Consider the following 24,682-nt stretch of genomic DNA (forward strand, 5'->3'; position numbering starts at 1 on the left):
GACTGCGATAATCTGTATTTAGTAAACGTCTTTTTGGTAACGTTTAGCACTGCGTAAGTCTTCTAAATAGCTTTCAGCACCAGCTTCATCTAATCCGCCAAACTCAACAGCAACATTAATCAGTGCTTGATGGACATCTTTCGCCATCCGCTCTGCATCACCACAAATGTAAAAATGCGCGCCATTTTGTAGCCACTGCCAAATAGACTCGCCTTGCTCGGCGATACGATGCTGCACATAAACTTTATGTTCTTGATCCCGTGAGAAAGCGACATCTAAACGAGATAAATCGCCAGATTTTAGGTATTGCTGCCATTCGACTTGATATAGGAAGTCTTGTTCAAAATGAGGGTTACCGAAGAATAACCAGCTGTCACTATTAACCCCATCTACTGCACGTTGCTGCATGAATGCTCTAAATGGCGCAACGCCTGTACCAGGACCAACCATAATAACTGGCGTGTCATTATTTTCAGGTAAACGGAAATGCTTATTAGGCTCAACATACACCTTTACTAATTGACCTTCTTCTGCAGATGCTAAGAAATGTGAAGCACCGCCAAATCTTGCTTGGCCAGCTCGCTCATCTTCAACTAATGCAACGGTTAAGTGCACTTCATTCTCAACTTCAGCTTGGCTTGAAGCGATAGAATATAAACGTGGAGTCAGCGGTCTTAACAGCTCAACTAATTTAGCGGCATCAATAGTGACCGGATATAAACTAATTAAGTCAGCTAATTGATGACCCAGTACAAACTGACGAGTTTGCTCTTTATCTGCAGCGATTGCAGTTAACTCATCGTTAGCAGCAAGTTCAGCCCAAGCTGTGACTAAGCCCGGATAAAGCTGTGTCAGTTCTTTCTTTTCAAGCAAGGCCTGCTCAAGAGAGAATGTATGCTTGCCAACCTTAACCTCTGTGTTCGCATCCAAAGATAAAGCAGCAATCACCTCATTGACTAAGCCTGAGCTATTCGTAAACCAAATACCTAATGCATCACCTACTTCATAGCTAATGCCTGATTCGCCTAAATCAATCTCTACATGACGAACATCACGATCAGAATCACGACCAGTTAATTTTTGGCTAAGTAATATTTCAGCTTCGTAAGGTTGCTGTTTAGTGAACTCGCTTTCTGAAGTTGCTTTAGCAGTGTCGATTGACACTACGCTCGCGCCACTTGCTTGCACTAAAGGCTCAACAGCTTCTAGTACTTGCTCTTGCCAGCTTTCAGCCGCCTCTTCGTAGTCAACGTCACACTCAACGATAGGTAGTAATTGTTTTGCACCTAACGCCGTTAAACGTTCACTGAAATCTTTTCCGGTTTGACAGAAGAACTCATAGCTCGTATCGCCAAGCGCTAATACAGAGAAGTTAAGTGCGTCGAGCTTAGGCGCTCTTTTTGATGCTAGAAACTTATGCAACTCAATGGCATCATCAGGCGCTTCACCTTCACCATGGGTACTGACGACAGCGATTAGGATTGTTTCTTGCTTCAATTGGCGAACATTATAATCGGCCATTGAGGCTAAATTGACAGCGAATCCTTTTGCCGTTGCTTGCGCCGCAAGTGATTTAGCAATCGCTTTACCGTTACCTGTTTGGCTACCAAATAAAATCGTCACTGTTTGCGCTGCTGCAGTTTCTGGCGCTGAGGCAATTTGACCTTGATTTGAGGTTGCCGCCAAATAGCCACTAACCCAAGCTAATTGTGTTGCAGATAACTCTGAAGTGAGCTGTTTTAGCTTGTCGACTTGTCCTTGAGACAATGGCGAAGCGAATGAAGAAAGTTCTTTTAACAACATTAGATGGCCTTATAACAGTTTAATGTCAACAGACTACTCCTAATGCTTACAACCAAAAAATAATAAAAATTACTTTTTTATTCCATTAAGGAATATGCAAAGGCGGTTTTTTAAGCTACAAAAGTGTGGTGTAGCGCAAACTTTTAGGTCAGACCTCGGTAAAAATGAGATTTAGCTCATTCTTTACTTGTATCAAACTTAAGAGTTGCCAGAATGATGCACTTTATAAAAATGGTACTAAAGTTGTGTGAATAATCAAAAGTCGTAATGGCTGCTGTTCAGGCAACTCGAAATACTAAAACGACCCGACCCTTCCCTACATATAACTAAGAGGTTGTCCTTTTGAAATTAGGTCTACCGAAAGAGAGTCACCCAGGTGAGCAACGCGTTGCGCTAATCCCTGCTAATGTGACCATTTTAATGAAAAAACAGCTACAAGTGATCGTAGAATCAGGCGCTGGACTACAAGCAGGTTTCACCGATGACGATTACGTCAAAGTTGGGGCCACAATAGCTTCTTCACGAGAAGCTCTACTCACTGAAGCCGATATCATTACAGTGGTAAACTGTAAGGGTGATCAATTTGATGAAATTCAAGCTGTTTTGAAACCACATCAATTGGTTATAGGGATGATGGATCCGTTAGTTAATCCTCAAAATGCCCAGGCAATCGCCAACACTGGCGGCAGTGCAATTGCGCTTGAATTGATCCCGCGTATCACTCGTGCTCAAAGCATGGATGTCTTATCGTCAATGGCAACCATTTCTGGCTATAAAGCCGTATTACTTGCCGCGCACAAAGCCCCGCGCTTGTTCCCAATGATGATGACTGCTGCCGGTACATTAAAACCGACTCGTGCCTTTATCATGGGTGTCGGTGTTGCAGGCCTTCAAGCTTGTGCAACAGCAAAGCGGTTAGGCGCTGTTGTTGAAGCTTATGACATCCGCCCTGCTGCTCGCGAACAAATTATTTCAGTCGGCGCCAAACCTGTTGAGCTGGATATTGAAGCTGAAAATACTGAAACCAAAGGTGGCTACGCTGCTGAGCAAAGTGATGACTTTTTGAAACGTCAGCAACAAGCTATGGCGAATGTGTTAGCGCAACAAGACATTGTCATTACCACTGCGGCTATCCCTGGTCGTAAAGCACCAGTGCTTATCACTAAAGAAATGGTTGATGGCATGAAAAGCGGCACAATCATTGTTGATTTAGCCGCTGAAAGTGGCGGTAACTGTGAGTTAACTCAAGTAGATGAAGTCATTATGCATAATGGAGTGATGATTTTAGGCCCTTCAAATGTACCCAGCACTGCAGCGAATCATGCCAGCCAAATGTACGGTAAAAATGTTGAAAACCTACTTAACCTACTTATCACTAAAGAAGGTGAGCTAGTACTTGATTTTGAAGATGAAATCGTCAGCGATACTGTTGTAGCTCATGGTAATGATGTTAGTAGTGCCCGTCTTCGTGACTTACTGGGTTTAGCACCTTTGGCGACACCTGAAACCCCATCAGAGGAGACAGCCTAATGGATATGACCTTATTACTATTACTGACACTTTTTGTTGTTGCAGTATTTTTAGGCGTTGAACTGATTACTAAAGTTCCTCCTACGCTTCACACACCGCTAATGTCGGGTTCAAATGCGATTTCAGGTATTTCGCTAGTTGGCGCATTATTATCAGCTGGCTCTGGCGCAGGTATTATGGTTAACGTACTTGGCTTTATTGCTGTAGTGCTTGCCACCATCAACGTGGTGGGCGGTTACATGGTAACTAACCGCATGCTAGCCATGTTTAAAAGGAAATAGACTCAATGACAACATTTATTTATTTAGCTTACCTTGTTGCCGCAGTCTTATTTATTCTAGGTATTAAAGGGCTTACAAAACCGCGTACTGCGGTTCGTGGCAACCAACTATCTGCGATGGGCATGTTCATTGCTGTTGTCGTGACCTTGTTTGATCAAAGCATTCTTAGCTACGAGTGGATCATCGCAGGTGTGTTACTGGGTGGTACTATCGGTGCCGTGATGGCGACAAAAATCAAAGTCACCGACATGCCGCAAATGGTGGCATTACTGAATGGTTTTGGTGGCGGTGCTTCACTGGCAATTGCCGCTGCAAGCTTCCTTGATCCTGCAGCAGCAACCAATGCAGTAGCACTTATCTCTATCGGTGCCACTATCATTATCGGTTCTGTCACGTTATCAGGCTCATTTGTTGCTTTCGCTAAACTGCAGGAGCTTATCTCGGGTAACCCGATTAAAGTACCCGGCAACAAACCGTTAAATGCGATTCTATTAATCAGTGCAATTGCGCTTGCGATTGCGATGGTCATGGATCCAACCAACACCAACTTAATGTATGCCTTAGTGGCTGTAGCGGTGGTGTTAGGTGTACTACTTGTAGTGCCCATTGGCGGCGCAGACATGCCAGTTGTGATTGCATTACTTAACTCATATTCAGGTATCGCAGCCGCAACGACGGGTTTCATCACAGGCAATACTGTGCTGATTGTTTCAGGTTCTTTGGTAGGCGCTTCAGGTATTATCTTGACGCAAATCATGTGTAAAGCAATGAACCGCTCACTGTTTAATGTGTTATTCGGTGTGATGGCCGAAGGCGGCGAGAAGATTGATGCTGATGAAGTATATGCTGGTAAAGTGAAATCAACATCACCAGATGAAATCGCCATGATGCTCGAAACGGCTGAGCGCGTTGTGATTGTACCTGGTTATGGTTTAGCAATGGCTCAGGCTCAACATGCCGTACGTGAACTTGCCAACGTATTACAGAGCCGCGGTACTGACGTTAAGTATGCAATTCACCCTGTAGCAGGCCGTATGCCTGGCCACATGAACGTACTACTTGCAGAAGCTGAAGTGCCGTACGAGCAGTTAATTGAAATGGATGAAATTAATCCACAGTTCGAGCAAACTGACGTGGCGATTGTGATTGGCGCCAATGATGTTACTAACCCAATGGCACGTGAAGATAAAGGTAGCCCAATTTACGGCATGCCGATTCTGAACGTTGATAAAGCCAGAACCGTTGTAGTCATTAAACGTTCTTTAAGCCCAGGTTTTGCAGGCTTGCCTAACCCATTATTTGCCATGGATAACACATTAATGTTATTCGGCGATGGTAAAAAAGGTATTGTTGAACTGACACAAAGCTTGAAAGAAGCTGAATAATTGATGCACTCTTGATCCGCTCTTGATGCTCAATATTCATAGAAAAGGCCGCTAAGCGGCCTTTTTTCTTGTCGATAACTCGCTAAACAAGCTGATTAATTTTCATCATGTTCATTTATCGAACAAAAAATAGTTTAATTAAATGACAGCTTGTCGTCATTCCCTTATCTTTCACGCTTTCTAATGGATAATATTTAGACTATTGTCATGATAATTGACTATTAAGTCTAAAAATCGTACAAATGTTAGCTGGTTTATTTTTCAAAATGACTCGGATGATTGACGAATATGGATATCAACGCTTCTCAAATTGAAGCACTAACTGCACAAATTGCTCTGCTTAAAAGTGAAAATGAATCACTAAAGCAAAAAAATAAACAGATCCAGCAACAGCTATCTGCAACATTGGATGGCACTGGGTTGTGTTTGTGGGAACAAGATGTGCCCACAGGCGACTTGTGTATTTATAATCAAGAATGGGGCTCATTGTTAGGTTACACCCGCGAAGAATATTCAGCCAACATGCAAAGTTGGAAAAATAGCCTGCACCCTGAAGATAAAGATTGGGTCATTAAAGCATTTGAAGATCACGTTAATGGGCAAGAAGATGTTTATCAAGCAGTGCACAGAATGATCCATAAAGATGGCAGTACCCGCTGGGTCTCAGATCGCGGCAGGATAGTTGAATATGCAACAGATGGTACTCCGCTAAAAATTCTCGGAACCCACATCGATATCACCCAAGAAAAGCGCTACCAATTAGATTTAGCACGACTCGCACATCGAGATCCATTAACAGACTTATTAAATCGCACTGCAGCAGAGAAAGTTTACAAAGACTTTCAGCGCAGCTCAAAGTTTGACTCTGGTACATTACTCTTTATAGATGTCGATAATTTTAAATCTGTTAATGATCGTTTTGGTCATCGTTTTGGTGATTTGACACTGATTGAAATCAGCCAAGTATTGCAGCACTACTCAGAGACTTTACTTCCCAAAAGTAAAACTAAGATTGCGAGAATTGGTGGTGATGAATTTGTCATTATTACCACGATATCTGAGTATAAATTAATAAGTGTTTTAGCAGGTTCACTGGTCAGTCACTTTAAACAAACACAAACCATTGATGATAAAAATATCGCCCTTGGACTCAGCATTGGCATAAGCTGTTTTACTAGCAAAGATCTTTTTGTTGAAGTTTGCGAGCAAGCAGATAATGCCATGTATGGGATCAAACAAGCAGGGAAACATAATTACTCTTTTTGGCAACAACCAAAAAGCATTTCGCAAATCATCCGCTAAGCTGCAATTGTATTTGATTAAAGACGTTAACAACTTGCTATAAAAATCAGCGGTTATGTCATATTAAAAAAAATGCCATGCTATAATCCTTCCAAAGTTACTGTAAAACCTGACACTTAGTCGCTTTACACTTCCTACTCAATTGTTAATTATTTATTTCATTTATTACTGGTAGTTAAGTTTATGTCTAAATATTCGAAGCTTATTCCTTTCTTTTTATGCATTTGTCCACTATCTGTGACCGCCAGTGAAAATGTAGAAGTTGAACCATTAGCAAGCAACAAAACAAGCGAAAGCGCACACACTGATAAGACCGTAGAGTACTTTCCAAGTAAATGGGGCGTAGGGATTGGAATGCGCCGTGCTGATATTCCCTATGCCACCGAAGACGATGTCGTCACCGATATCATGCCACTAATTGAGTTTGAAAATGACTATTTCTTTTTAGACGGATTAGAAGGTGGTGTACATTTATGGAAGAATGATGAACACCAAGTAAATATCTACAGTCGCTTTCGTTTTGTGGATATTCCACAAGAATATCAAAACGAAACTCAATCTGATGCGTTTGATTTTGGTATCCAGTATCGGTTCCAAAAAGAGGGTTTAGAAGCTGACGCTGCTTTTATGAGTGACGGTAATAAACGCTATTATGGTTATACTCGCACCCAGTATCACTGGACTGCTGGCGACTGGCAATTAAACCCTTTTGCAGAGTTCCAGTGGAAAAGTAACTCCTTTAATGAGCATTATTATGGTTTTGACCAGATAGACCCAGGCGCAGGGCTTGCCTTTTCTGCTGGCTTAAATACTCGTTATCATTTGGCCAGCAATTTATACTTATTAGCTAATTTCGGGGTCACTCGCCTTGAAAATGATATCTATGATTTACCGACCATTGAAAACCAATATCAATTTGAATCCTTTTTTGGCTTCGGTTTTTATCCCGATGCTAAGCGCCCAAATACCAATCCCGTACCTAAAGAAAGCGGTGAATTTTTACGTGTTGCTCACGGCTGGGCTACGCCTTCAAATCTCAACGAAATCTTAACCGGCAATGCAAAAGGCGACAGATATAACAATCAGCTCACCTCTTTGTTTTATGGTATTCCATTATCCGACAGCTTATTTACGTTACCTATTGATCTGTACTTTACTGCGGGTGGCGTTTGGCATCACGACTCTGAAGTACAAGACAACCTCGCTGAAGGGGTTATTGGCGTAAAAGCGTTTTACACCCTTGATTTAGGTTGGCGTTTCCGCATCGGTGTCGCAGAAGGATTATCTTATGTTTCCGAAGTCACTTATATTGAAGGTAGTGAGCTTGATGAAAAAGATTATCGCCCATCTAAACTATTAAATTATTTAGACTTCTCGTTCGATGTAAACATTGGCGATGTCTTTAACTATGCACCTTTACAAAATGCGTGGTTGGGTTACAGCATCCATCACCGTTCAGGCATTTTTGAAACCAGCTCTGCTTTTGGACGCATTAAAGGTGGCAGTAATTACAACACCGTTTACGTGCAATGGCATTTTTAGTTCGTACTAAACATAACTACAATATATATATATACGAGGCCTGTCATCATTGATATGACAGGCTGTTTTATTCAGCATCAATATTTAGCATCAAAGTAGGTAGGTGCCTCAGCAAACTGCTCAATGAGCCATTGATTTGCATTCTCATCCCCCATTAATATCGACAATGTAGGCTGTAAAACTTCAATTAATCTAACCTGGCGCCAAAACATATAATTGGGTAAAACCGGCATAACTCCGCGATTAAATGTGCGCTGAATAAGGCTCGCTATTTCTTTCATTTCAGTGGTTTCAATAGACGGACTGAGTGGGTAGATTGCGCTAATGAAGTCACTATAATGTTCAAACTGTTTTATTTCTTCTAATGAATAATGAGTCAGCAACCATAACAACTGTGGGGAGCTCCAGTGGCTGATATTATCTCTGTCGTTAATCACAGCCATATTACGTCGATGAAGCTGTTGCCAAGCAAGGATTAAACTATCCGACTGCGCTAGACGCCAAACAAGGTATACATCAGCTAACCATTCATGTTCATAGGCTGTTAGTTCACTTGGTAACCCTTTGCCTTGCAAAGCGATATTCTGTAAGTGGCCTATTTCGTGCCACAAAGTTAACTGTGACTGCTGCGCTAAGTCTAATTGGTAAATCTGTCCATTAAGCGCCACATTTTGATATATCAAAGGAAGAACACGATTAATGACGATCAAACCTGCCACATTCTCATTATTAACAGGAAATACCACTGCGCTTTTAAAACCTAGACTATTAGCAATATCATTATGACTTGGTAACTGACGAGTTACAGCTACAGGAAACTGTGCAAGGCACTTTGCATAATCTGATATACGACAAATAAGTGCACTTTTTTCTGCAATGGGTTCACGAGGGTATAAACTTGATTGCACACTTTCTTCAGAAGAATTTATCGCAGGTGTAGAATTTAATGAAGACGTTAGAACTGAATTTTGTGTTGGCGTAAGTCTTAGTGTTGATGTTGATATTGGTGTTGAAGTTGAAGTTGAAGTTGAAGTTGAAGTTGAAGTTGAAGTTGAATCAGAATGATAATTAGCGTCAGCGTTAGCCAACAACAATGGGCTAACGCTAACGGCACTGATAAGAACTAGCAGTGCCGGTTTTAACACTATTTTTTAGCCATAATATTTTCAATTATTGCCGTGGTAGATACGCCATCTTCAAAGCCAAGAATTTCAACCTTACCACCAGCAGCCATCACTTCAGTACCACCAGCCACTTCTTCGACTTTGTAGTCACCGCCCTTCACCAACGAATCTGGTAATAAACGGCTAATAACGCGTTGCGGAGTATCTTCACTGAAAGGAATAACCCAATCGACAGACGCTAAACCAGCTAGCACAGCCATACGGCGATCTTCTTGGTTTACGGGTCTTCCTTCTCCTTTTAGGCGTTTCACTGAAGCATCATCATTTACTGCAACGATTAAGCGATCCCCTAAGGCTTTTGCTTGTTGTAAATAACTCACATGTCCTGCATGTAAAATATCAAAACAACCATTGGTCATTACGACTTTTTCACCGCGTAACCGTGCTTGCTCAAGGGCATAAGCTAGTTGATCTTCAGTGACGACTCCGAAACCTGACTCGCCTTGATTTAACGCAAGCGCTTCAATTAACTCAATGCGACTAACAGTGGCGGTGCCTAACTTAGCAACAACCACACCTGCTGCGATGTTTGCAATAGAACAGGCCTGCGCCATCGTACTTCCTGCAGCTAACGAGGTAGCTAGCGCTGAAATAACAGTATCGCCAGCACCTGTGACATCGTAAACTTCACGCGCCACAGTCGGAATGTGCAGCTCAGCTTCATCTTGGCTGATAAGCGTCATGCCTTTTTCTGAGCGAGTGACCAGCATGGCATCAAAATTATGTTCTTTAATCAGCTGTTTTGCTTTAGCGATTAAATCTGCTTCGTCTGTTACCGTACCAACAACAGCTTCAAACTCACTCATGTTTGGTGTCAATAAAGATGCACCGCGGTAACGAGCAAAGTCAGTGCCTTTAGGGTCAACTAACACCGTGACACCTTTAGCACGTGCTTTGGCAATAAACTCAACAGGAGTATCGATAGCACCTTTGGCGTAATCAGAAAGCACGAGAACATCGACATCATCTAAAATAGCTTCACTACTACTGAATAAGTTTTCACTGTCAGCTTTGGCATATTTTTCTTCAAAATCTAACCGGATTAACTGCTGGTTACGGGAAAACACACGTAACTTAGTAATCGTTGGCTTATCAGCCACAGTTAACCAGCGAGGCTCAACCCCTTGTGCTTGAACCCCTACAGTCAGTGCTTGAGCAGTCTCGTCTGCCCCAACAATACCCGCCAGCTGAATTTGGCCACCTAACGCTGCAATATTTAATGCTACGTTTGCTGCTCCACCTGGACGGTCTTCAATTTCATTAATGTTCACTACAGGTACAGGCGCTTCAGGAGAAATACGACCCGTAGGGCCAACCCAATATCGGTCAAGCATGACATCGCCGACAACTAAAACACGGGCTTTTTCGAATGCTGGTAGAGATACCTTCATAATAAACTTTTTCTTTTTGCTGACATTAAACGGTGATTGTACCTAATTTTGCTATAAAATTAAGTTAGAATAGCAACTAATTTTGAATTTGGGGTGAGTTACACGTGGTAGAAAAAGCGCAATTTGGTTCTCATTTATTACACCCGAAACATTGGCCGTTATGGTTAGGTGTTGGTTTTATGAGACTTACCCAATTATTACCTTTACGCTGGCAAATGAAAATGGGCGCTGGACTGGGTCGATTAGTACTCAAATTTGCAGCAAAGCGAAAGCACACAGCTGAACGTAACTTACAGCTTTGCTTTCCTGATATGCCACAACAAGAAAGAGATACTCTACTCAAACAGAATTTTGAAGAAACGGGTAAAGCCATTTTCGATACTATCAATGCATGGTGGTGGTCTAACGATAAAATACAGCGTCATATGACCATGAAAGGCGATCAACATGTCACTGACACGCTTGATAGTGGCCATGGCGTTATTCTCTTTGCCGTGCATTGCTTGCCACTAGAGATGGGCGCAAGAATGTTTGGTCAATTCCAACCTGGAATTGGTGTATACCGCCCCCACGATAATCCTGTGATGGAATACCTACAGGTGAATGGACGTCTGCGTTCAAATAAAGGATTAGTGCCTAAACGTGACCTGCGTAATATGGTAAGAAGCTTGAGAAATCCTGATGTTATTTGGTATACCGCAGACCAAGATTTTGGCCGCTCAAGTGCGGTATTTATTCCTTTATATGCTGTACCAGATGCTGCAACTATTACTGGCGCCACCACTCTTGCGAAACTTGGCCGCGCTAAAGTGCTGCCATTTTTTGTCGAACGCAATAGTAATGATGATGGTTACCATATGGAGATTATGCCGCCATTGGATAACTTCCCAGGTGAAGATGAACTCGCTGACGCCATTCGTGGTAATAAAATAATTGAAACGATTATTGATAAAAATCGTCCTCAATATATGTGGCTACATAGACGATTTAAAACTCGGCCAACCAAAGAGACACCATCGCTATACGAATAAATGCTGCATTAAAAGCAGTTTAATTGAATCAACAAACTGACTAAGTAGTACTTTAACCGTCAAAAATGAAAATAAAAGGTGGCTAAACTCGGTCACCTATTTCAACAAGCAATTGAGAAAACGCTAATAAAGTGTATCGGCAACTTGAAATCAATTAAGAAATGATCAAGGATGCCAAACTTAATCGCTTCAACAAATGACTCAGCATGATCTCTACGCTGAGTGATGATTTAGATACGGATTTCTAATCGCTTTGGCAAATACTTATATGGACGCCTTGTTACATTGTTAAGTTACTAAACCAATAATTAGGAACACATCGCCCTTATGTTAAAGTCGTTTTGCGCTTCATTGATTGCTGTTTCTACCCTCTTGGCTAGCTTAAACGCTGCCGCGGTAGAATATCGTTTGCCCGCTAAAGACAGCCGCTTAATTGGTGAAAACCAATATTATATTGTGCCTGAAGGTAAGCTCACTTTAGAAGCCATTGCTGCTGAATTCCAATTAGGCTTGAGCAACATGATGGAAGCTAATCCTGGTGTTGACCCTTACCTACCGAAACCCGGCAGTACCTTAGTCATTCCTCACCAGCTTATTTTGCCCGATACTCCTCGCAAAGGCATTGTAATCAACAGCGCTGAGATGCGTTTATATTATTATCCAAAGGGTAAAAACACTGTAGAAGTGTTACCCATTGGTATCGGACAAGTTGGCCGTGACACCCCAGAAAACTGGGTCACTCAAGTGTATCGAAAGCGCGCTAATCCGACTTGGACTCCGACGCAAAACACTCGGAAAATTTATGCCGATAAAGGTGTAGAGCTTCCTGATGTATGGCCTGCTGGCCCTGATAATCCAATGGGGTTGTTCGCACTTTACGTAGGTAACTATTTTGCCGTACATGGAACGAATGCCTCTTTTGGTATTGGCCTTAGAGTCAGTCAAGGTTGTGTGAGATTACGCGATGAAGATATTGAGCACCTATTTAATTCAGTGCCCGTTGGCACTCGAGTAGAGTTCGTAAATCAACCAATTAAGGCCACCATTGAGCCTGACGGTAATCGTTACTTAGAGGTTCACCAACCTTTATCAGAAACCATTGAGCAATTTGAGTCATCTGAGCAATTACCGTTAACGCTAGATAAGAAAATCACCTCTATTGTGGCTCATGCTGAAACCGACTCATTTACTTTAAAGCGTTTATTAGAGCAAAGAACCGGGATGCCTACTCGCATTAACAGCATTCAACATGCGCAATTAGATGAAGACGCTGCGCCAGCGGATTCAGAGTAACTCTTTCCATTAAAGCCTCAATCTAACCTCAATCAGATTTGATTGAGGTTAGGCATCTCCCCAACGCTAACCTGCATATTCCAACTTGAGTAACGCACCACAAATCAGTAATCTAAAAAGCCATTGTTAGTTTACTCATGGTGATAGATTGAAAACTGGTATCAAGCAGAATACATCTCAGCTGTTGATGGGAGTTAAAGATAAAACCCTCCCTTTAGCATTAATGCTTACCTGTTTGTTTTCACTAGCCATAGGGTTAATGCCACTCAATCTGGCCGCGTCTCAATGCAAGCTTTCCAGCCAATTTAATCAGCTTAGTCAAATTGAACATCAAATTAGCCTCACTGAGTTGGATAATGGCTTAATCGTCAGACAGCTAAATAGACCGCAGCAATCCACTGTCGCTATTGCAAGTCAATTTAACGTAGGTTCACGTAACGAAATAGCTGGGCAAACAGGATATGCGCATTTGTTTGAGCACCTGCTATTTAAAGGCAGCGAAAACGCCCCTAACGAAAGTTACCCTCAGCAAATGAGCGCCATTGGGGCCCGCTTTAATGCCAGCACACATTTTGACTATACCAATTACTATGTCACTGTCCCCGCGCAAGCATTAGAGTTGAGTTTATTTCTTGAAGCTGACAGGTTTATCCGTCCTGTACTATCTGAAACCACAGTTAAAAACCAACAAGGTGCAGTGCTAGAGGAAATGGCCACTAGCATAGATAATCAACCTTATCTTCGACCTGCAATGGAGTATTTACTTTCCCAAGTCGCTGGCAGCCCGTATGCTCATGCCATCATTGGCAGTAAAGCGGATGTGACAAGTGCAACCGCAGCCGAACTTGAACAATTTCACCAGCGTTATTATCGCCCCGATGCGATGCAGCTATCCTTAGTAGGTAAGATTGAAATTGATAGCACAAATACCATCAAACAATATTTTGCTGATTGGCAAGCACCTCAACACAACCTAGACGAGTTTTCTGCCGTATCAGTAACTCCAACGGCCACTAAAACTGAAATCATTGATAAGCGAGGCCCTTGGCCTGCATTATTAATGGCATGGCACACTGTCGGCAGACAGCACCCTGACTTTGAAGCTGTAAGCCTTTTACAAAGCCACTTGTTTCAAAATCTCAAAAGTGCGCTCGCAGCCAACACATTAGAAAACCCACCACAAATGCTCAGCTACTCGATCCCATTGACCATGGAAAATCACGGTGTCACTAACCTTGTCCTCGTTCCTAGAGCAAACACCTCTTTAGATGAACTACAAAATTTGGTTGAATCACTATTTAGTCAAGTCATAGAAAACGGCCTCAACGACCAAGCTTTATGCTCGTTAAAAACCGTTGCACTCAATGATATTAACCAGCAATTATCAAACAGTCAGACCTTAGCAAAATACCTGTCGAACACCTCTAAGCGTGATAAATTCTTTCCATTAACTCAGCCATGGCGCCGAACCGAAGCCGTTACTTCAGCTGATATTCAACGGGTCACTCAAGAATACTTTATTGATAAAGCAGTGCGAGTCGATTTATTGCCGCCTTGGTATATTCGCTGGGGGAAAGGGTTACTTGAAATCTTACCTCAAGGGTTTTCTGAGAAACTAGAAAGGTGGGCGCTATAATGAGAACTTATCACTTGAGCCTATTAATCATCTTAACTAGCTTTTTGTTATTAGGTTGCCAGCACTCCCCGATCATTTTTACTGAGTCACAACCGCCTAAAGTGCCTCAGTTTGCTGAATTAGACAACGCCCCTAAACTGCCATCATTATCGGCGCCTTTAATCAGAGATAATAACATCGGGGGAAATACCAGTACGCAAGTTTTTAATGAACCAAATAGTATTAATATCAATGACAAACTATCAATTCACCAATGGGCTGTTAATCAAGAAGACGCTGTAAGCCAACCAAAACTCAATCGAGTTTATTTTATTGGGATATCACCTAGTGCATCGCTTGAAAACCCTGATGTGCTTATCGAAGCATTTTCTCAACGCCGTAAAGAGCTAGCAAACCAACAGCAACATAAGCCAGATATTGCCGCCTGCTATGACAGCATCCATTTTAGAGCCAGCTTGCATAGTATCGCTATCACAATGCAATGCTCTGCGCCATTTAATGAAATGCAATCATTAGTTTGGGCGTTTTGGGATAAAAATGCGTTAACTAACCTCAATATTGAAACTGTACAAAGAAACTTAAAGCTCAATAAACACATAGGTGCATTCACAGGTTCAGAAATCGATAAAGTCTTTCGCAGTCAATTACTCGGCCCACAGCATCCTTATAATGTAAGTCTCGACAGCCAGGGATTAGTAGACGCTCTTGAAAACACCGAAGCAGGTTTTAAGCAATTGCAGCACTTACAACTTACTACCCGTGAGCGATTGCAATGGCATTTGTTTACTAATGATGTAGAAAATTCATTTAATCATGATTCGCAAAAGCCTTTGAATCAGCCTCTAATCGAACGTGAAACAGCTGAAAACCTGCATAGCAAAACGATTAATGACAGTTTACCTCTCTGGCTGCTACATGACTCCAGTACCAGTGATAGCATGTTGAATAACATAGCCAGTCACACTGTCCAGAATACAAAAATTTTAACCACTGAGGTTACTCCCAAAAATCAAATAACTCCCACAGCCACTATTTATCTCATTGATGCGCCAGATACAGTGCAAACACAGGTGAGAGTCGGTTTTGTTAGCGAAAATGCGAACAACTTATTGAATCACCACCAACAAACGGCAACGAATAATAGTGTAGGTTGTAAAACCATCGCACCATTATTAGGTAGAAGTTACAGCGGCAGATTATTCTACGATTTACGTGAAACCCGCGGATTAACCTATGGGATCTACGGCCGCTGTGTTGATGCACCACTTAGTCAGTATTTATATTTTTATGGCAGCACAGCACTAGAAAACTCAGGGGCCTTTATTAAAGGCATACTTGACCATACTCAGCTACTGACCGAAAGCACTGTTAGTCAAGCTGAGTTAAATGCAGTCTCGACCTATTTAATTGGACAGCAACAACTGGCATTGGACACGACTTTTGGTAAAGAAAATAATTACATACGTAATATTTTATCAGGCAAAACAACTCAGCAAGCGCAACAGGAAGTCAACGCAATAAGCCAGCTTACCCCAGAACAGTTTTTACAAATCTCGAATCATGTTTTATCCCATCCCCCCACAGTCGTCATCCGTGGCGACGCAGATAAAATCAGCGCAGATATTCGACAAAAACTACCAAGCTGGCAAGTACAATTGATTTCAGCGCGCGACTAACAAATAAGAAAACTGACGCCACAGGCTACGAAGTTCTTTCTTGCTGATAACGTTCGCAGTCATCAGTAATCGATAACCACTTCACTTGGTTTGATGTATAGATATGATAGTTAGGTTTAATTAAGCTCGGCTCATCTAAAGAACCAATGGTCAGTGTGAAATAATCAGGGTAGCGCGTATCCCGATAACTTAATGTGCAACCGCATTGCTTGCAAAAACCACGACGAACATTATCTGAAGATTCAAATTCGCTCACCTCGCCTTTAAGCCAGGTTATTTGCTCGTGTTTAAAATCCATCCATACTTGAAATACGGCACCAGACGATTTTTGGCACTGCTTGCAATGGCAATAATCGGCATCAAATGGCTTGGCAGATAGCTGATATCGCACTGCGCCACATAAACAGCCGCCTTCTAAAATAACAGGTTTATTTGTTTCAACTGTTTCAACCGCCTGCTGTTCCATACCCATAACTCATTCCTTAATGGTTAAATTGCCAATTGATTGAGTATTTATCATTACCTCAGCCACAAATGAAGTCAAAACTATCTGAATAACTCCCCCCTGAATCAATAAATAACCAATAAAAAAGCCCTCAAATGAGGGCTTTTAATAGAGATATTTTTAAAGGAGCAAACTTATTTAGTAAGTCGCTTCACGCTTTTCAGCTTCAGCATCCCACTTAGGAGCAAGTTCTTTTAAGAATCTTTGCTTATCAGCATTCATCTTATCCATGTCCATACCTAATGCTTCCTGCGCTTTCTCTTTAGTAGAGATATCAGGGATAGCGATTGGCATTTTCACGCCTTTAGCTGCAAGTAGTTGAGCCAGTTTGATACGTGCATTAGCTGCTTTATCAACTGCGCCACCTAAGATGCGTAACGCTTCTGCTGGAGCATGAGCTGCAACACCGTGAGATGCTGTAGCGTAATCCCAGCGCCACTGACTGTGACGAATATCCATTAGGATAGGCTTCATTTCAGCTTCAGTTGCACCTGCTTCCCAAGCTGCGCCAGCTTCGAAGTGAGCATGTACAAGTTGAGTTTCAGCTCTTAGCTTAATTTCAGTCACGTTCTTTTGATTCTCGTGAGTCACTTCCATCATGAATTCTTTCGTTTTACCTTCATGACAAGTTGCACAAGTTTCGTCGAAACGATCGAAAGGGTTACCCACTTTATGGTCAGTGAATTTGCCTTTACCATTCGCTTTAGCAACACGTGGCATATGACAGTCAGTACAACTTACGTTGTTTTTACCGTGCATACCTAGCATCCAGGTTTCATAACCAGGGTGTTGTGCTTTTAGCATAGGTGTTTTAGAAATCGCGTGAGTCCAATCAGCAAAGTTGATTGCATCATAGTAAACTTCCATTTCTTCAACAGTTGTGCCGTTGTCCCATGGGAATTTCACGTAACCTTTACGGTCTTCAGTTTTCTCGAAGTAGTATTCAACGTGACATTGACCACAAACCATAGACTGCTTGTCTTTACGAGACGCTTTATCAAATGGCTTATCGATAGCTTCTAAAGCGCGATCAACATATGGACGAGAAATACGTAATTTTGGTGAACCTTTTTCATGACAATCGCCACAACCTAAAGAGTTAACGATTTCAGCTCCGCCTTTAGACCATTTACCTTTAAAGTAACCGTCTTCGCCTTGCTCTTCGATCATACGAGGTACATCTGGGCTTTTACAGCTCCAACATGCCATAGGCATTGGGCCATCATCTGGTCCAGTTGGTGCGCCAGTACGTAATGTATTACGCAAGTCAGTCACGGTGTAGTGGTGACCACGTGCCTTATTATAATCCTTAGCAAAACCGTAACCTGCCCATAACACAACCAGGTTTGGATCTTCTGCTAACACATCTACGATTTCATCGCTTTCTGATGTCGCATGCCAAGTTTCATATTGCAATTTATACTTATCTTTATATACTTCATTTCTTGGTTCAGTTTTATCACTAGCCATCGCACTAGTCATCATAAAACTGGTTGCCATCAACGCACTAAGCGCAACAACTTTTGCTTTCATTTTCATCACCGTTCATCTCCGTGTTACATTTTATTTTAAATATTCACGACATCTCCATGAACAAACTTATCCATTTAAGGTTAAATTAAGAATACCCCTTTGTGAGTATTAGACGATAAGCTTGCGCTAGATCAATATGTTAATATGTTGTACATCACACTTTTGGATACTTGTTAATATATTACAGTAATCTCTAATGTAAAATATTGCTTAAAATTCACGTTAAAACAGACTTAAGTTGGATATCAAATGATTAAAAGAGGCAGTCTCACCTCCACCATTCTAAGACTAATGTTAGTCTTAATTTTCATTTCTTCCAGCTTAGCTGTGTATTCAATTATCAATCTAAGTTTCAGTATTGGTGACGCCAGAGCCATCAACGCTTCGGGCTCATTGCGTATGCAAAGTTATCGTTTAAAACTGTATTTAGAGCGTGATGAACAACTACTGCAAGAAAAGATAAATCAGTTTGAAACGACTCTGCATTCTGAGGCGTTAGAGCGTTCATTAACCTGGTACAGTCCTGATGCATTATCTCAGCAATATCTGTTGGTGGTGGATAAGTGGGAGCAAATGCGCTTTTTCATCGAGAATCAACAGCGTCAAGAGTACAGTGACTCTTTAAAAGACTTTGTTGATACCATAGATATATTAGTGTTGGAAATGGAGCGTTTTGCTGCACTAAAACTGAGGATATTGGTGATTGGTCAAATCATTGGTTTATTCTTAATGTTAATTGTCGCCATCGCCGCAACACGTTATACCCGCAAGAGAATGGTACAGCCTATACTCCAATTGATGGATGTCGCTAACTCTATTTCAAAAGGTAAATTCAAAGTTGATGTACCACAAACAGAATATATGGAACTGCATGCACTCGGAGAAGCCTTTAAGAAAACCGCATCAGAGCTCGATACCCTTTATCAAGATTTAGAAGGCCAGGTCAATGAAAAGACCATCGCACTGACACGAGCAAACAACGAGCTAAGTTTTTTATATGACAACCTCATCAGATTACACGCCGATAGCCTCGACTATAAAGCCTTAAGCTCAGCATTAACTCAAATTCAGCAGTTTGAAGACTTAGATTATGTTCGCTTGGTCATCGAGCACGACGATGGAACCATAGACAGCATTGAGGCAGATAATGGCTGGTTAGACTCTGCGGGTTTAAATTCAGAACAACACGCAGCAGTAACCCCTGTTAAGTTTAATTTGCAGCTCGAAGATAAAAATTTAGGATATCTTGAAGTTATTTCTCTCAGACCAGTTAACAATATGTTATTTGTTAACTTCGCCATGATGCTGACTCGTTCCATTGTTATCCACAATGCCACAGAAGAAAGACAGCAACTCGCGTTAATGGAAGAACGTGCCGTCATTGCCAGAGAGCTGCATGATTCTTTAGGTCAGCTACTTTCATATCTCAAAATCCAAGTCAGCTTATTGCGCAAAAAAATTGAGCCTAATTGCATGACTGAAGATGTGCAGACCCAGCTAGTGGACATTAATGATGGCGTCAGCACTGCTTATGGCCAGCTTAGGGAGTTACTGTCTACATTCAGGTTAACCATTAAAGATCCTAACTTAGGTCAAGCCATTGAAGTGATGTTAGCGCAACTTCGTAAACAGACAGGGATCATTATTGAGCTAAATTACCAGTTATCACCGCATTTACTCGCTGCCAAGCAACACATTCATGTATTGCAACTCACTCGCGAGGCAACAATCAATGCAATTAAACATGCAAAACCTTCACGCATAGAAATTGATTGTTTTTTGGCAAATTCTGATATGATACATATCAATATCAAGGACGATGGCATTGGCGTGTCGCATTTAAAAGAACGCGATCAGCATTTTGGTCTCGGAATAATGTACGAGCGTGCAACGAAACTGCATGGCACTGTCAAGTTTGATAATAATCCGCAGGGCGGCACAACTGTCTCCCTCGTATTTCCACCCCAGCAGGAGCCTTTAAATGGGTAAACCTTATTCAGTATTAGTAGTAGATGACCACCCGCTACTTCGACGTGGTATTTGTCAGTTAATAACTTCAGATAGTGACTTTAGACTGTTTGGTGAAGCAGGAACTGGGTTAGACGCACTGACTGCGATTGGTGAAGATGAGCCAGATATTATCTTGCTCGATTTGAACATGAAAGGCATGTCTGGCCTAGATACTTTGAATGCCATGCGCCAAGAAGGCGTCACCGCAAGGATTGTTATTCTAACCGTTTCTGATGCGAAGCAAGACGTGATTCGTTTACTTCGAGCCGGTGCAGATGGTTATCTTCTTAAAGACACTGAGCCAGATTTATTACTGGAGCAACTGAAAAAAGCCATGCTTGGCCATCGCGTTATTAGTGATGAAGTTGAAGAGTACATCTATGAGCTGAAAAATGCTGATAATGATGAAACTTGGATTGCATCATTAACCCCGCGTGAGTTGCAGATTTTAAAAGAGTTAGCTGAAGGTAAGAGTAATCGCGTCGTCGCTGAAGATTTGCATATCAGTGAAGGTACGGTGAAAGTTCATGTGAAAAATTTACTCCGTAAAGCAAACGCAAAATCGCGAACAGAAATGGCAGTGAGATATTTAAACCACTAGTTTATTTTTGACTGATTTAAAAAAGGCGACTCATAATAGAGGCGCCTTTTTAATTTCTGCAATCACGAGCATTTGTTTGTAAACACTAAGACTGAACTGCCAAGATTAACAGTTAACTTAACACTTAATTTTTAACATTTAGCTCTTAACGCTTAAGGATGAACTCCATCCAGCTTTTAAGTGCCGTCTCAAAATCCTCTAGACCACAATAAGCTTCAGACTCTGAATCGTACATGCTCATCGACTCTTCCAAATCAAAATCTTCATCAAAGTCGATAGCAATTGCGAACACTCTGACTTGTTCACTGTCGATCAACAAGGCTAAATCACGACTATGCATTAGCCAGTCATTTTGCTTATTAGCCCTAATAATTTCAATCTGCTTAATAATATTATTGCACTGCTCAATATCATTACCCAATCGCTCGGCAAAAAAGCGACCTAGAATGGCATGTTCCATACTAAATTCAGCAAATAAAGTGCCGTCTAAACTGTTACGGCGAAACTCGTATTCCATGATAAAACTCAACATTAGGCTTTGATCTTATTTTAACTGATGTTAGCTAAAACTGCGCAGTCACAACGCGTAAATAATGAAAATGTTGCAGATGAACAAAAAATCCGTCATTTTTATCTTCAGTGCTACTATTGCCTATACATTCACCACTTAATCTTACATTCAGCACGACAAATCACAGTACACGTTCATCATCGCGAGTCAGGACTTATATGGATACAGGTTTTATTTATTGCTTACTCTTATCAGGCCCTAATGCAGGTCAGAGCATCACCCCATCTGAACTTAATCAATGGCAACCTGAAGACGGATTATTGTGGGTGCATTTACGCTACAGCGATGAAGAAGCAAAACAATGGGTTATCGATGCCCAACTGCCGCAAACGGAAACTGATACCTTATTAGCGGAGCATACTCGTCCACGCTCATTAAGCTCTCAAGATGGGGTATTAATGGTTTTACGCGGCATTAACCTAAATCCTAATTCTTCACCTGAAGACATGGTATCGATGCGTATTTTTGCCCAGCAACATCGAATAGTTTCAACCTGTGAGCGTCAACTTCAGTCAGTAAAAGACATCGCGGAACAAATTATCAGTAAACCTAACAGTATTGATTCTAGTGCTGACTTTTTAGTATCACTTTGTGAACGATTAACGCACCGAAAAATGGAGCTAATACATAATCTCGAAGATCAATTAGATGATCTTGATGACCAAATTACTGCACCAATAAGTTCGTCGCTTCGCTCTGATATTGCTGAACTTAGAAAACAAACAGTCACGTTAAGGCGCTATTTTTCACCTCAACGGGATGCCTTATCTCGACTATTAAACGATGGACATGTGTTGTTCAATTCTGAACATAAACTGCGTATACGCGAAATAAACGAAACGTTAATCAGGGTCATAGAAGACTTAGATGCTGTTCGCGATCGCGCTAGCGTCACTCAAGAGCAACTTCAGTCTCAGCAGGCTGAGCAACTTAACAAGCGCTTGTATTTTCTATCACTGATATCGGCAATTTTTCTGCCGCTTGGGTTTTTAACCGGATTGCTTGGAGTGAATATTGGCGGTATTCCCGGAACCGAAAACACATGGGCTTTTGCTATGTTCTCTGGTGGGTTAATTCTACTCGTCGCTATTCAAATGTGGTTATTTTACCGCTGGAAATGGTTATAAAATCTGCATAAATAATTTTATTAAATTTTGTTTACAGTTAACCTTTGCCCACAAAAAAGGACGCATATAGCGTCCTTTTTAATCGATAGCTGCTACAAACGCAGCATCAACACATTACTGAGCAGCTGGTGCTGCTTCAACTTGTGCTTTTTCGATAGACAATAATTCAACTTCAAACACTAACGTTGAGTTAGCTGGAATAGTACCAGTATCACGTTCGCCATAAGCTAATTCTGATGGGATAACGAACTTGTATTTAGCACCAATAGGCATTAATTGAACACCTTCAGTCCAACCAGGAATAACGCGGTTTAGAGGGAACTTAGCAGGCTCGCCACGGCTGTATGAGCTATCAAACTCAGTACCGTCGATTAATGTACCTTTGTAGTGTACTTCAACAGTGTCTTCTGCCACAGGAGTCTCGCCTTCACCGGCTTCTAGTACTTCGTACTGTAAACCAGACTCAGTCGTAACAACGCCTTCTTTAGCTTTGTTGGTTTCAAGGAATTTCTTACCTTCTTCAACAGCTTGGCTTGCTAATAACTCTGCTTGTTCAGCACGTTTTTCATTTAATTTAACATCAAGACCTTGAAGTACAGTTTGCATTTCTTCTTCTGTAAGATCTAAAGTATCAGCTAAACCATCGCTAAACCCTTGAATAACTAACGTACGATCAACAGCGAAACCTAGGTCTTCTTGCTCGGTAATATGACCAGCCATGTAACGGCCAATTGAGCCACCAACACTGTAAGCTTCTTTTTGCGCGTCAGTTGTTAATTCAACTTTCTTTGCCACGACTTCTTGTTCTTGGTTACATGCAGTAAGACCAACAACAGCCAGTGCAACTAACGATAATTTGTAAATAGATTTCATTAAAGCTTCCTCAGCGTCCTATAGCGGTTACAATAACCTGTAGGTAAAAAATTTGTATATATTTGGCCACTTTATACTAAATAAAGTGTTTTTTGCAATGGCCTGAATAATAACACTGGCTTTGAGACAACTTTTACAGGAGCAAGTTCATGTTTCGACTTACTATGCTGATATTGTGTATCTGCTCCCTTTTGGGTTGCCAACCCGCGGCTGAAAAAGTGTTTAGTGTCACTAAAGATTCAAGCTATAGCGCAAGCTTATCTGAAGATGGTCAACTAGCTTTAGTGAGCACGGCTAGCAATGGTGTTCAGTTATGGGATCTCAATAAACAAGCCTTAAAATTTCGCTGGCAACATGGCAGTGATGCGCAGTCCACTGACAATAATGTTTTCGACACAGCCCTTTCTTCCAACGCGCAATATGCTGCCACCTTAACCGCAGACTCATTGGCGATTTGGGATGTAAACACTGGTGAATCTATTGGTTGGTGGTCACTTCCTGCCTCAGCGCAATCGGTGGCAATTGCTAATAATGCCCAAACTTTAGTCGGTTTAGTTGATGGCTCAGTGATGTCTTTTGCACCACAGAAAAGCCTGATCAAATTTTTAGGCCACCAAGAAAGAGTATCCAGTGTGTCTATTTCAGCAAATGGGCAATTGGCGCTGAGTGGCTCAAATGATGGCTCAGTGATCCTGTGGCAGGCGCAAACGGGTCAGCCAGTTCACCAATGGCAACTTGAATCTCGTATTGGCAAAGTCACCCTTAGCCAGAACGGCCAACTTAGTTTTGCCAGTGATATTACAGGCAACGGCGCGATTTATTACAGCGATACCGCCGAGGTATTATCAACACTTGCCATTAATCGTCGTCAAATGACTTTCAGCAGTGCACGCTTTATTCAACAAGATAAAATCCTAGTAACCGGCTCGCCATCGAAAGAAATTATTCTATGGCAAACCCAAACAGGTAAAAAACTGGCAAACAGGCAAATTCAGCTAACTAAAAACAGTCAAAATAGAGGTGCCGTTGTATACTCTATTGCAAGTGATGCCCAACAGCAGATTGTGAGTATCAGTAATCAAGGTTTAGTTGAGTCATGGGGGCCATTGCCATAATCGCAATGCGCAACTCTATGGCGATGAGAGGAAGTAATGCAAGACATGCAACAAAAGATTGATGATCTAGAAATGAAAGTCGCTTTTCAGGAGATAACACTTGAAGATCTTAACCAAGAAGTGATTAAATTAAATGACTTAGTGGCATTTCAACAACACCAAATGTCATTAATATTAAATAAGCTACAAGCCATTGAGCCCAGCAACATGGCTTCAGCATCAGAAGAAACCCCGCCACCGCATTATTAAGTGTTGGCTAAAGCATGTTTACTAAAGTGATGTTTGCTATATTC

22 protein-coding genes are annotated in these 24,682 nt (G+C 41.6%); 15 read left to right on the forward strand and 7 right to left on the reverse strand.

All coding sequences use genetic code 11. The annotated features are described in order from the left end of the window. Positions 1–18: 18 nt before the first annotated feature. A complete protein-coding gene (locus L2737_RS09195; RefSeq protein ID WP_248955531.1) occupies positions 19–1,803 on the reverse strand; it encodes an assimilatory sulfite reductase (NADPH) flavoprotein subunit in 1,785 nt (594 codons plus the stop codon). Positions 1,804–2,145: 342 nt separating this feature from the next. Between L2737_RS09195 and L2737_RS09200 the strand changes: the two genes are divergently transcribed. From L2737_RS09200 to L2737_RS09220, 5 genes are all read left to right on the forward strand, one after another. Further along, positions 2,146–3,333 (forward strand): NAD(P) transhydrogenase subunit alpha, encoded by a 1,188-nt coding sequence (locus tag L2737_RS09200; protein ID WP_102528214.1) that lies wholly within the window; start codon positions 2,146–2,148, stop codon positions 3,331–3,333. A 5-nt stretch (positions 3,334–3,338) separates the two neighbouring features. Continuing rightward, a complete protein-coding gene (locus L2737_RS09205; RefSeq protein WP_055025191.1) occupies positions 3,339–3,614 on the forward strand; it encodes an NAD(P) transhydrogenase subunit alpha part 2 in 276 nt (91 codons plus the stop codon). A gap of 5 nt (positions 3,615–3,619) precedes the next feature. Beyond that, positions 3,620–4,999, forward strand: a complete 1,380-nt coding sequence (locus tag L2737_RS09210; protein WP_102528213.1) for an NAD(P)(+) transhydrogenase (Re/Si-specific) subunit beta — start codon at positions 3,620–3,622, stop codon at positions 4,997–4,999. A 288-nt stretch (positions 5,000–5,287) separates the two neighbouring features. Continuing rightward, positions 5,288–6,301: a sensor domain-containing diguanylate cyclase gene (locus tag L2737_RS09215; protein WP_248955532.1), complete on the forward strand. Its 1,014-nt coding sequence runs from the start codon at positions 5,288–5,290 to the stop codon at positions 6,299–6,301. A 183-nt stretch (positions 6,302–6,484) separates the two neighbouring features. Then, complete coding sequence (locus L2737_RS09220) at positions 6,485–7,843, forward strand: MipA/OmpV family protein (protein WP_248955533.1); 1,359 nt, start codon at positions 6,485–6,487, stop codon at positions 7,841–7,843. A 77-nt stretch (positions 7,844–7,920) separates the two neighbouring features. Here L2737_RS09220 and L2737_RS09225 read toward each other — a convergent pair whose 3' ends face one another. Then, a complete protein-coding gene (locus L2737_RS09225; RefSeq protein ID WP_248955534.1) occupies positions 7,921–8,751 on the reverse strand; it encodes a hypothetical protein in 831 nt (276 codons plus the stop codon). Between L2737_RS09225 and L2737_RS09230 the strand changes: the two genes are divergently transcribed. After that, positions 8,720–8,908 carry a hypothetical protein gene (locus tag L2737_RS09230; protein WP_248955535.1) on the forward strand — a complete coding sequence of 63 codons (189 nt, stop codon included), beginning with the start codon at positions 8,720–8,722 and terminating at the stop codon, positions 8,906–8,908. The genes L2737_RS09225 and L2737_RS09230 overlap by 32 nt on opposite strands. Positions 8,909–8,987: 79 nt before the next feature. On the opposite strand, the gene hldE is transcribed toward L2737_RS09230, so the two are convergent. Beyond that, a complete protein-coding gene (hldE, locus tag L2737_RS09235) occupies positions 8,988–10,418 on the reverse strand; it encodes a bifunctional D-glycero-beta-D-manno-heptose-7-phosphate kinase/D-glycero-beta-D-manno-heptose 1-phosphate adenylyltransferase HldE (protein WP_229371432.1) in 1,431 nt (476 codons plus the stop codon). A gap of 104 nt (positions 10,419–10,522) precedes the next feature. Between hldE and lpxL the strand changes: the two genes are divergently transcribed. The 4 genes from lpxL to L2737_RS09255 all read left to right on the forward strand — a co-directional run bounded on the left by lpxL (position 10,523) and on the right by L2737_RS09255 (position 16,054). Then, positions 10,523–11,449 carry an LpxL/LpxP family Kdo(2)-lipid IV(A) lauroyl/palmitoleoyl acyltransferase gene (gene lpxL, locus L2737_RS09240; RefSeq protein ID WP_248955536.1) on the forward strand — a complete coding sequence of 309 codons (927 nt, stop codon included), beginning with the start codon at positions 10,523–10,525 and terminating at the stop codon, positions 11,447–11,449. Between the two features lie 327 nt (positions 11,450–11,776). Further along, positions 11,777–12,742, forward strand: a complete 966-nt coding sequence (locus tag L2737_RS09245) for a L,D-transpeptidase family protein (RefSeq protein WP_229371436.1) — start codon at positions 11,777–11,779, stop codon at positions 12,740–12,742. A gap of 223 nt (positions 12,743–12,965) precedes the next feature. Beyond that, positions 12,966–14,378, forward strand: a complete 1,413-nt coding sequence (locus L2737_RS09250; RefSeq protein ID WP_428848383.1) for a M16 family metallopeptidase — start codon at positions 12,966–12,968, stop codon at positions 14,376–14,378. Beyond that, entirely contained in the window at positions 14,378–16,054 is a 1,677-nt protein-coding gene (locus tag L2737_RS09255; protein ID WP_248955538.1) for a M16 family metallopeptidase, read from the forward strand. The genes L2737_RS09250 and L2737_RS09255 overlap by 1 nt, the downstream gene beginning before the upstream one ends. A 25-nt stretch (positions 16,055–16,079) precedes the next feature. Here the strand turns inward: L2737_RS09255 and L2737_RS09260 are convergent, their stop codons facing one another. Then, positions 16,080–16,526, reverse strand: a complete 447-nt coding sequence (locus L2737_RS09260; RefSeq protein WP_248955539.1) for a GFA family protein — start codon at positions 16,524–16,526, stop codon at positions 16,080–16,082. Between the two features lie 171 nt (positions 16,527–16,697). Continuing rightward, positions 16,698–18,098, reverse strand: a complete 1,401-nt coding sequence (gene nrfA / locus L2737_RS09265; RefSeq protein ID WP_102528204.1) for an ammonia-forming nitrite reductase cytochrome c552 subunit — start codon at positions 18,096–18,098, stop codon at positions 16,698–16,700. A gap of 243 nt (positions 18,099–18,341) precedes the next feature. Here nrfA and narQ point away from each other — a divergent pair, with 243 nt between their 5' ends. Together narQ and L2737_RS09275 are read left to right on the forward strand one after the other, a co-directional pair. After that, entirely contained in the window at positions 18,342–20,081 is a 1,740-nt protein-coding gene (gene narQ, locus L2737_RS09270) for a nitrate/nitrite two-component system sensor histidine kinase NarQ (protein WP_248955540.1), read from the forward strand. Then, entirely contained in the window at positions 20,074–20,703 is a 630-nt protein-coding gene (locus L2737_RS09275) for a response regulator (RefSeq protein ID WP_102528203.1), read from the forward strand. Before narQ ends, L2737_RS09275 begins: the two co-directional genes overlap by 8 nt. 145 nt (positions 20,704–20,848) lie before the next feature. Here the strand turns inward: L2737_RS09275 and L2737_RS09280 are convergent, their stop codons facing one another. Continuing rightward, a complete protein-coding gene (locus tag L2737_RS09280) occupies positions 20,849–21,220 on the reverse strand; it encodes a YacL family protein (protein ID WP_102528304.1) in 372 nt (123 codons plus the stop codon). A 212-nt stretch (positions 21,221–21,432) separates the two neighbouring features. Between L2737_RS09280 and L2737_RS09285 the strand changes: the two genes are divergently transcribed. Continuing rightward, positions 21,433–22,401, forward strand: coding sequence for a zinc transporter ZntB (locus L2737_RS09285; protein ID WP_102528202.1), 969 nt, complete (start codon positions 21,433–21,435; stop codon positions 22,399–22,401). 114 nt (positions 22,402–22,515) lie between these two features. On the opposite strand, the gene fkpA is transcribed toward L2737_RS09285, so the two are convergent. Next, positions 22,516–23,274 carry an FKBP-type peptidyl-prolyl cis-trans isomerase gene (fkpA, locus tag L2737_RS09290; protein ID WP_102528201.1) on the reverse strand — a complete coding sequence of 253 codons (759 nt, stop codon included), beginning with the start codon at positions 23,272–23,274 and terminating at the stop codon, positions 22,516–22,518. Between the two features lie 149 nt (positions 23,275–23,423). Between fkpA and L2737_RS09295 the strand changes: the two genes are divergently transcribed. Together L2737_RS09295 and L2737_RS09300 are read left to right on the forward strand one after the other, a co-directional pair. Then, positions 23,424–24,389 carry a WD40 repeat domain-containing protein gene (locus tag L2737_RS09295; RefSeq protein ID WP_248955541.1) on the forward strand — a complete coding sequence of 322 codons (966 nt, stop codon included), beginning with the start codon at positions 23,424–23,426 and terminating at the stop codon, positions 24,387–24,389. A gap of 36 nt (positions 24,390–24,425) precedes the next feature. Next, positions 24,426–24,638 carry a SlyX family protein gene (locus L2737_RS09300; protein ID WP_102528199.1) on the forward strand — a complete coding sequence of 71 codons (213 nt, stop codon included), beginning with the start codon at positions 24,426–24,428 and terminating at the stop codon, positions 24,636–24,638. The last annotated feature ends 44 nt before the right edge of the window (positions 24,639–24,682 follow it).

It is taken from the genome of Shewanella electrodiphila (assembly GCF_023283985.1).
Taxonomy (GTDB): domain Bacteria; phylum Pseudomonadota; class Gammaproteobacteria; order Enterobacterales; family Shewanellaceae; genus Shewanella; species Shewanella electrodiphila.